Origin of the sequence: Candidatus Culexarchaeum yellowstonense (assembly GCF_024707025.1) — an archaeon.
Taxonomy (GTDB): domain Archaea; phylum Thermoproteota; class Methanomethylicia; order Culexarchaeales; family Culexarchaeaceae; genus Culexarchaeum.
On record NZ_JANGFQ010000246.1, the window covers coordinates 1 to 3097 of the forward strand.

The window sequence follows — 3097 nt, forward strand, 5'->3', positions numbered from 1 at the left end:
CCGAGTCCTATGGCTTTGAATTTGGTGTGTTTTGTGTATTCGTGTGGGTTGTAGATTCTTCTGCCGTCTACTATTGCTGGGTTTTTCATTAGTTTTGTGAAGTCTTCTGGTTTGAGTTTTTTGAATTCGTCCCATTCGGTTATTATTAGTGCGCAGTCGGCGTCTTTTATGCAGTCTAGTGGGGTGTTGGCGTATGTGATGTTGTTGAAGAGTTTTTTAAAGTTTTTCATTGCTGCTGGGTCGTAGGCTGTGATGTGTGCGCCTTTGTTGAGTAGTGTTTTAATGATTTTGATTGAGACTGCGTCTCTTATGTCGTCTGTGTTTGGTTTGAATGATAGTCCTAGTATGGCGATTTTTTTGTTTTTTAGTTCGCCGATGAGTTCTTCGGCTAGTTCTATTATTTTGTATGGTTGTTCGTTGTTGATTTCTAGTGTTGCGTTTACTAATGGTAGTTTTGTGTTCATTTTTTCTCCGAATTTTATGAGTGCTTTGAGGTCTTTTGGCCAGCATGAGCCTCCCCAGCCTGCTCCTGCTTTTAGGAAGTGTGGTCCTATTCTTTTGTCTAATCCTATTGCTTTTGCTACTGTTTCGACGTCTGTTCCTGGTATTTTTTGGCAGAGGTTGGCTATCATGTTTATGAAGCTGACTTTCATTGCTAGGAATGCGTTGTTGGCGTATTTGATTAATTCTGCATTTTCTAAGCTGGTTATGATTTTTGGGCTTTTGAAGTCTTGGTATATTTCTTCTAAAATTTTGGCGCTTTTTTCATCGTTTGCGCCTATTATTATTCTGTCTGGGTTCATGCAGTCTTCTATTGCGTTGCCTTCTTTTAAGAATTCTGGGTTTACTGCTATTCCGAAGTCTTTGTAAGCTTTTTTGTTTGAGGTTTTTTCTATTGTGGTTTTTACGATTTCGTTTGTTGTTCCGGGTGTGACTGTGCTTTTCATGACTACTAAGTGCCATTCGTCTTTATTTTTTAATGCTTCTCCTATCATTTTTGATGCTTCTATTACGTATTTGAGGTCTATGCTTCCGTCTTCGTTGCTTGGTGTGCCAACTGTTATGAATGTGACATTAGAATTGTGGACTGCTTTTATGGGGTCATCCGTTACGGTTAAAAGACCTTTTTCAATGTCTGTTTTTATTAGTTCGTCAAGTCCTGGTTCAAATATTGGGGATTTTCCAGATTTTAATAGATTTAGTTTTTCTGTATCAATATCAAATCCTATGACTGGAATGTTTTTATGTGCGAATACTGCAGCATAAACTAATCCCACGTAACCGAGTCCAAAAAATGATAGTGTAATTTTGTTCATGCTCATCACCTAAATATTTTCCTTAAACCATTTAATAGTTTTCTCTAATCCTTCATCCAATGATGTTTTTGGCTCCCAATTTAATAATTTTCTTGCTTTTGAAATGTCAGCAGCCCTTCTTTTTGGGTCATCAGGTCTGCTAGGTAAAAACTTAATTTTAGATGTGCTCCTTGTTAAGTTAATTATTTTATTTGCTAGTTCAAGTATTGTTATTTCTTTATCTGAACCTATGTTAATGACCTCACCAGCTAAATTTTTAAGTGTTAACATTCTTAAGGTTGCATCAATCCAATCATCAACATAGAGGAATGCTCGTGTTTGCATACCATCCCCATGTATTGTTAGATCCTCCCCCTTTAATGCTTGATAAATGAAGCGAGAGATAACCCTGCCATAACTACTATCATGCCTTAATCTGGGACCATATGTGTTAAATATTCTTTGTATTCTTACATCTAAACCATATTCTCTATAATATGACATGCAAAGGGCTTCAGAAAATCTCTTGGATTCATCATAGCATGAACGTGGCCCAATTGGATTCACTTTGCCCCAATATGTTTCTGGAGTGGGAATAATCTCTGAATCGCCATAAACTTCTGATGTTGATGTATACATGAAAAGAGCATCACTTTTTCTTGCAATCTCAAGCATATTATAAGTTCCAATAGAGTTAGAAAGCATTGTTTCTACTGGATGTTCCATATAATCATCAGGTGATGGTCTAGCAGCCATGTGTATAATTATATCAAACTTTTCATTAGTTGTGAAACGTTCCACTCCTTCTTTTATTATTTTAACATTTCTTGGTAAGTAATTTACTGCTGTTGTAGAAAAATCATCAATAACTGTGATCTCGCACCCTTTTAATTTCTCGATCAAATGACTACCTAAAAAACCAGCACCACCACTAATTAAGATTCTTTTACCAGACAGATTCTCAATCAACTTTACCACCAGCCAATTTATATGAACCTTTTATTGCCTCCCAATACGTTCTTGGCGTACCAATATCAAATCTTAAAATATTATCACTCAAGAACACAGCCTCAACCCTACCAATCTCAATCAATCTTTGTATAGCATCCGTTAATTGAATCTCATTACTAACACCAGGTTTTAATTGAGGAATTATTTTCATCACAACAGGGTCAAAAATATAAAAAGGCATTATAGCTAAATCAGATACAAACTCCTTAGGCTTTTCAACAACCTTCAAAACCCTCCCACCATCAACCACAGCCACACCATACTGACTAGGATCTAACACCCTTTGAAGAAGCAAAACCGCAGAAAGATGCTTATTAGAAAATAAATCAATCATATTCACTATAAAATCATTCGACGCTATATACGTATCTCCCGCAGCAACAAAAAATGGATCATTACCAACAAAAGATTCAGCCATTAATACAGCATGACCAAAACCCCTAGGTTCAGGCTGATTCACCCACATAATTCTCGACTTCTCAATCATACCATAAAAAGATTTCAACTCATTAGCAAACGCAATCTTACCATTCTCCTCCAATAACTCCACATACTTCCAATCAGGTGTAAAATGATCCTCAATAGCCCTCTTACCCCTACCAACCACAAAACAAAACTCTCTAAAACCAACACTATAAAATTGCTCAAAAAGCGCCTGAAGAAGCGGTTTCAATATTATATCATCATTTATACCCTTTAAAAATATCGGCATCATTTCCTTCGGCAACTCTTTACTCATAGGAAGCAGACGAGTACCAAGCCCACCAGCCGTAATTACAACCTTCCTAACC

General features: G+C 36.6%; 3 protein-coding genes. All 3 read right to left on the reverse strand.

Annotated elements, in window-relative coordinates; genetic code table 11:
- On the reverse strand, positions 1-1316 hold a 1316-nt coding region (locus MRT15_RS12145; protein WP_304330555.1), incomplete at its 3' end, for a UDP-glucose/GDP-mannose dehydrogenase family protein.
- Positions 1317-1325: 9 nt separating this feature from the next.
- Positions 1326-2261: a UDP-glucuronic acid decarboxylase family protein gene (locus MRT15_RS12150; RefSeq protein ID WP_369684986.1), complete on the reverse strand. Its 936-nt coding sequence runs from the start codon at positions 2259-2261 to the stop codon at positions 1326-1328.
- A partial coding sequence (locus MRT15_RS12155; protein ID WP_304330557.1) for a sugar phosphate nucleotidyltransferase occupies positions 2257-3097 on the reverse strand: 841 nt, incomplete at its 5' end. The genes MRT15_RS12155 and MRT15_RS12150, both read right to left, overlap by 5 nt.